This is a genomic window from Clostridium sp., assembly GCF_016650095.1.
Classification (GTDB): domain Bacteria; phylum Bacillota; class Clostridia; order Clostridiales; family Clostridiaceae; genus Clostridium_AD.
The window spans coordinates 1-5175 of record NZ_JAENWL010000277.1 but is presented as its reverse complement, the minus strand read 5'-3'; the positions used below and the strand labels follow the sequence as shown (position 1 = coordinate 5175).

The 5175-nt window shown below is 32.7% G+C and carries 9 protein-coding genes; 8 read left to right on the top strand and 1 reads right to left on the bottom strand.

The features are described 5' to 3' along the window. From JJE11_RS14365 to JJE11_RS14350, 4 genes are all read left to right on the top strand, one after another. A partial coding sequence (locus JJE11_RS14365; RefSeq protein ID WP_291636826.1) for an accessory gene regulator B family protein occupies positions 1 to 285 on the top strand: 285 nt, incomplete at its 5' end. After that, positions 260 to 406, top strand: coding sequence for a cyclic lactone autoinducer peptide (locus tag JJE11_RS14360; protein WP_291636824.1), 147 nt, complete (start codon positions 260 to 262; stop codon positions 404 to 406). The genes JJE11_RS14365 and JJE11_RS14360, both read left to right, overlap by 26 nt. 398 nt (positions 407 to 804) lie before the next feature. Then, positions 805 to 1599, top strand: a complete 795-nt coding sequence (locus JJE11_RS14355) for a hypothetical protein (protein ID WP_291636822.1) — start codon at positions 805 to 807, stop codon at positions 1597 to 1599. A gap of 356 nt (positions 1600 to 1955) precedes the next feature. Next, positions 1956 to 2348, top strand: coding sequence for a hypothetical protein (locus JJE11_RS14350; protein ID WP_291636820.1), 393 nt, complete (start codon positions 1956 to 1958; stop codon positions 2346 to 2348). Here the strand turns inward: JJE11_RS14350 and JJE11_RS14345 are convergent. After that, positions 2333 to 2467 (bottom strand): hypothetical protein, encoded by a 135-nt coding sequence (locus JJE11_RS14345; RefSeq protein ID WP_291636818.1) that lies wholly within the window; start codon positions 2465 to 2467, stop codon positions 2333 to 2335. The two genes, JJE11_RS14350 and JJE11_RS14345, sit on opposite strands and share 16 nt — an antisense overlap. A gap of 459 nt (positions 2468 to 2926) precedes the next feature. Between JJE11_RS14345 and JJE11_RS14340 the strand changes: the two genes are divergently transcribed. The 4 genes from JJE11_RS14340 to JJE11_RS14325 form a co-directional block, all read left to right on the top strand. Beyond that, positions 2927 to 3193 (top strand): hypothetical protein, encoded by a 267-nt coding sequence (locus JJE11_RS14340; RefSeq protein ID WP_291636816.1) that lies wholly within the window; start codon positions 2927 to 2929, stop codon positions 3191 to 3193. A 34-nt stretch (positions 3194 to 3227) separates the two neighbouring features. Further along, complete coding sequence (locus tag JJE11_RS14335) at positions 3228 to 3362, top strand: hypothetical protein (protein ID WP_291636814.1); 135 nt, start codon at positions 3228 to 3230, stop codon at positions 3360 to 3362. Between the two features lie 56 nt (positions 3363 to 3418). Continuing rightward, a complete protein-coding gene (locus JJE11_RS14330; protein WP_291636813.1) occupies positions 3419 to 4132 on the top strand; it encodes a LytTR family DNA-binding domain-containing protein in 714 nt (237 codons plus the stop codon). A gap of 29 nt (positions 4133 to 4161) precedes the next feature. Then, positions 4162 to 5175: GHKL domain-containing protein (locus JJE11_RS14325; RefSeq protein ID WP_291636811.1), on the top strand; the 1014-nt coding region annotated here is incomplete at its 3' end.

Here is a 5175-nt window from a genome sequence, read left to right as displayed (position 1 = left end):
TATACAATAAATATGATAATTATGGTGATGATTTTTAGCGTTGCTCCAGTGGACCATAAAAATAGAGTGTTGGCTGGACTGGAGTTGAGCAAGGCTAAAAAAAGCAGTAGAATTGCATGCGTTGTAATCGTAGGATTTTGCGTAGTTTCATTAGTATTGTTTGGACTAAATAATTGTATTGTAATAAGCACTATGATGGGTGCATTCACAGCATCTGTTTCATTATTCATAGGAAGTATAGTACGGGGAGGTGAGAAAAATGAGGAAACTGAAATTTCTAAGTAAATATGCAGCTACAACATTTGCTATGTTGGCATTGGTTGTTGCACAAGTTGCATCAACACGTTTCAGTGTTATTTTCTATCAAGATGAAGTTCCTAAAGAAGTCAAGACTCTTCGAAAGTAGAATGGAGGATGTAGTTGTAGATAGTAGAAAATGGATGAAATCAATTCAAGATTTTAATTTAAAATAACAAACACATTAGACAAGTAGCGTTATTAATTCAAGTTTAAAATATCAAGGATTTATGTTGAATCTATTTGGGCTGGGGAGGTGAAAACAATGGATTGTAATTTACCTTAGGGCATTTATCTATGTACTAAATGTCGGAAAAATGAGGTGGTTCATAGTCAAGGAGAACCATTTGCTCCATGTGGCGTATGTGCTTCAAATAACTCTTGGAAGTTGGTTAAAAAAATGAAATAGGGTAGATGTAGATTATTCTGAAGTGAAGATGTGGAGAGAATTATGAAAGTTGTTACCACTAAAAATGATTCTTATTTTAAGTTAGGGAGGTTATTAATATGAGGAAAAATAAAGTGTTAGTTATTTTTGTAGTACTAGTTATGCTTCTGAGTTTAAATTTATCTGTTTACGCAGATGCTGGGAATTATGAAAATGACATTGATATTAAAAGATATCAAGAGGATGTAAAAGCTCGATTCTCAAGAAGTTTAGATGAACATTATAAGATAGCTTCGTTAGATTTAAATGGGTCAAATGTTATAAAGAGGGAAGTATTGATAAATGGATTTGACGACATAGATTTACTAGAGCGTAGTTTAGTAGAGCCAGTAGTTATTTATAAGGAAAAGGTTATTATTGATTCCGCAGATGAAGATTCAGAATATATGATAATGAGTGTTGGTTCAGATAGTGATCCAGAGACAATATCAATTTTATTTCAGGGTGCAGAAATATTTTGTAGTGGAAATTTTACAGCAGACTATATAGATAATGAATCAACAGTAATATTTTATAAAGCAAAATATTTAAAACATTGGTGGTCTTCTGATGATACTGCTACTGTCTTTGGTGATGTTCCTTCAGTAGATAAAATTGTAAAGCAAGTTGGATATCCGTATAGTGGTGATGACCAAAATCCAGTTGATTGGGAGCACACTACCTATAATCCTAATCCTTCTACTTATTACACAACTAATTTTAGTCCTTCAACATACTCAGGAGTTACACCGATTACTGGTTTGTGTGGAGCACATCTTGATTTTCATTGTGCTTTTGAACGAATAGGATATCCAGCATATCATGATGATGTAGAAATTAATCTAGGTTGGGGAGAAATAACAAGTATATTTTAGAAATGAAATGATTGGCAGTTAAAATAAAATATTGTTTTTATTAATTATGAAATAGTATCTATTTCTAGGTATTGGTAATCATAAAATACCTAGAAGTAGATGTTATTTAATTAGTATTTCGTAGGAATAATAGAATAATTTGAGCTTCATAAACGGCTAGAAAGTTACACCCTAGCCGATGCTCATGGCCCATTTTTTATATTATGAATTACTTGAAAGCAAATTCCAAAGTATTTCTAAAATTTTGACAACAAAAACCGAAGGTCTTTTCTAGGTTCAGACCTGAACGCTGCAATTCCAATGCGTTCGATAGAATAAAGGAAGCTCAAATTAATCTCAGATAGGAGTGATGCATTTTGATCTATAAAAAATATATAGAGTATATTTCTATATCATGCATATTTATCGTATTTGTAATATTCTCTGATAATCTAATAAATGTATTAAAAAAAATTGAAATCCAGAATTTTAGTATGTTTTTCCCAGCCATATCAAATACTGTTGTTTATATTATTTTTGGGATTATACTTGGGATAGGATATGTTATAAGTGAAAATAAAAATGATGGGAAATGGAGATTTAGAATATCTAAATCTTTGATTATTGGAATACCGTGTTTGCCATTTTCCTTTCCATATTTGATTTACTATTTTTTTCACATTAACACAATGCAGGATAAAAATACTATGATTATTTCACAGATTATATTAGGGTACACTATTATTAGTAGTTTCTACAAATCAGAATAGGATTTTTCATTCCTAAGATCTTCTGTAGCGTTATTACTATCTTCAGTAGCAAGCTGAGGAGTTGGGATAGCCGAAAGCAAGGTTAGTAACGTGATACCGGAGGATGCTATTGTAATCACTGGGGACGGTACTTTTTGATTTTTGTGAATCAACAAAGTGTTTTCTATTGAGTGCTATATGTATTGCGACGCACGTCGAGACAGCGGTTTGCCTGCAAAGAAAACACAGTGTGAAACAATAAGAAAGGCCTTCGGAAATTTTGGGAGGCCTTTCTTAAAAAAATAGTTTTTGTTGAAAGGCAGGAATAATACATATAAGCATAAAAAGTAGTGGATATGTTCCCCCATACCTCGAGATGAAAAAAGTTGTGGATATGTTTCAGCAAACAGACGCCCAAGAACACTAGCAAAGAGAAGTGGAATTGGAAACATTTTACGACTGAGACTGTGGTTTGCCTGCATAGAAAGCACAGCGTGAAATAATAAAATTGTAACAGCACGAAATGCCTCCTAGATTTTTAGGAGGCATTTCGTATATGTACAAATAGAGAATCTTGAGAACAGATGTAATTGTTGTATGTGAACGCAAATACCGGCATTGACACTATGGATTATAATCATGAATATGAAAAGATTGGCGAGGGAATCTATAAGTTTAGATCACTTAGACAGAAACTCATGGATGATAAGGCTCAGAAGATAATGATGGGTAAACGAATTGAGGAAATAAGGCAGTTCCTTAAAACGCAAGAATCACCGTTAGAAGAATTTGATGGGAATATGTTTTGGAGGTTTATTGAAAAAGTACGGGTGGAGTCAGTTGTGGAAGTTAAGGAGATTCTTTAGAACTCCTTTTTTTATTTGGGGATTAAGGTATACAATGGTAATAGATGGAATGTTGTTGCGGTATTCGGATATAGTTTTGGTGATATTTGTGGCACAGATAATTCAAATATTTTACTATGGCAAAGAACGTAAAAAGAAATTGGGATATGAAGTAATTGCATATATTTAACATTTGCATAGTGGTTGCATATAGGATGTAAGCTTTATAAAATTTGGGGGATTGTAATGCTTAAAATAGCTATTTGTGAAGATGAAAAAGAGCAACAGCAAATATTGGAACGCCTCATAACTTCTGAGCGGTTGAGTGAACTTTATGAATTGGATAAATTTGATTCTGGAGAGGATCTAGTCAGTGTGTATGAAGCAGGGCAAAGGTTTTCGATTATATTGCTTGATATGAAGATGAAAGAACTTGACGGTATACAGACGGCTGAAATTATTCGGAAATATGATGAAAATTGCATAATCATTATCATCACTTCTATAATTGAATATGCTGTTAGTGGGTATAGTGTTGAAGCGTATGATTTCATTTTAAAGCCGGTTGATGAAAAAAAGTTTTCAAAGGTCTTTAAAAGTGCGGTAAAAATAATTCAGGCAGATAAGAATAAGAGTTACGTTATTCAAATGAGGGATAACATAACAGTTTTGAGGCTATCGGATATTGTATATTTCGAGAGCGATAGAAGAAAAGTAATCATTCACTGTAAAAAAGAGAAATATTCCGGCAATGAAAATATCAGTGATGCAGAAAAGAAGCTTTTAGCGGATGGATTTGTGAGAATCAGTAGATATTATCTTGTGAACATGCAGCATATCAAGGAAATTGCAGCAAACAGTATTATGATGTCGACAGGTGATTTGTTGAAGTGCAGTAAAAATTGTCAGAAAGATATTAAAATAAGATATATGAATTTTATGATGGGAGACATTGAATGATGCAGAATTATTTAATGAACATTATTATAATGATGAATGATGTAGTTGGACTGTTTGTTGCCTTAAGATTTTATAATAATATTTTAATGAAAAAAAAGATGAGCGAAAAGAGAAAGGCAATCGGTCTTGTAAGTATTCTACTGATTGAAATTATTGTGAATATTGCGGTTGAAAAATCGGATATTTTATTAATGGTTAGTTTTATTGTATTCTTTATTGTTGCCAATCTTTTTTACCTAGGGAAGGTATATGTAAAATTAATTGTGGCAACCTTTATTGTTGTATTCTCATTCTTAATGGAGCTTGTTGCTGCACTTTTGATTGTAGCTGTTTTTGGAAATGTGTTGCAGGATATCAGGCAAAACATTATGCTTTTGCTTTTGGGCGGTGTTATTTCAAAAATACTATTGCTTCTTCTTGTAGAGATAATTATTCGTTTTAAGAGAAGGAATGCATCGCAGGTAGCTCTAAGGTCTTGGTTATTTATCATTTCAATCCCAGTATTTAGCATAGTGCTATCAATTGCAAGTGTGTATGAACCGATTTTGAAAAATGAATTTAGCTATGTTTATGCGGTTTCAGGCATTACGATTTTATATATCAACATCATCACATTTTATCTGTTTGACAGCATAGTTATGCAGATGACTGAAAACAATCTGGTTAAGTTTAGAGAAAAACAACTGCTGATGCAACGGGACCAATATGAGAATATAATTGAGGGCTATAATCAAGTAAAGAAAGTACGCCATGACATGTTAAGTCATTTGATAACGTTGGATGGTTATTTAGGCCGGAATCAATATCATGAAGCGGTGAAATATATTCATAAGTTGAATGAGGAACTTGATTATGATAAAAGGGGAGTCGTATCCAACAATGTAGCTATAGATGCTTTGATTAGCAATAGGAAATCAAAAGCAGTTGATGAAGGAATTAAATTCGAAACTGAGATTATGATTCCCAAGAAACTCAAGATTGATGATATGGACATATGCATTGTTTTAGGAAATGCATTGAATAACGCCATCGAGGCATGTAGG

Coding starts and splice junctions, on each gene's coding strand:
- JJE11_RS14355 (WP_291636822.1), top strand. CDS start 805: ATGAGGAAAAATAAAGTGTTAGTTATTTTTGTAGTACTAGTTATGCTT.
- JJE11_RS14330 (WP_291636813.1), top strand. CDS start 3,419: ATGCTTAAAATAGCTATTTGTGAAGATGAAAAAGAGCAACAGCAAATA.
- JJE11_RS14335 (WP_291636814.1), top strand. CDS start 3,228: ATGGTAATAGATGGAATGTTGTTGCGGTATTCGGATATAGTTTTGGTG.
- JJE11_RS14360 (WP_291636824.1), top strand. CDS start 260: ATGAGGAAACTGAAATTTCTAAGTAAATATGCAGCTACAACATTTGCT.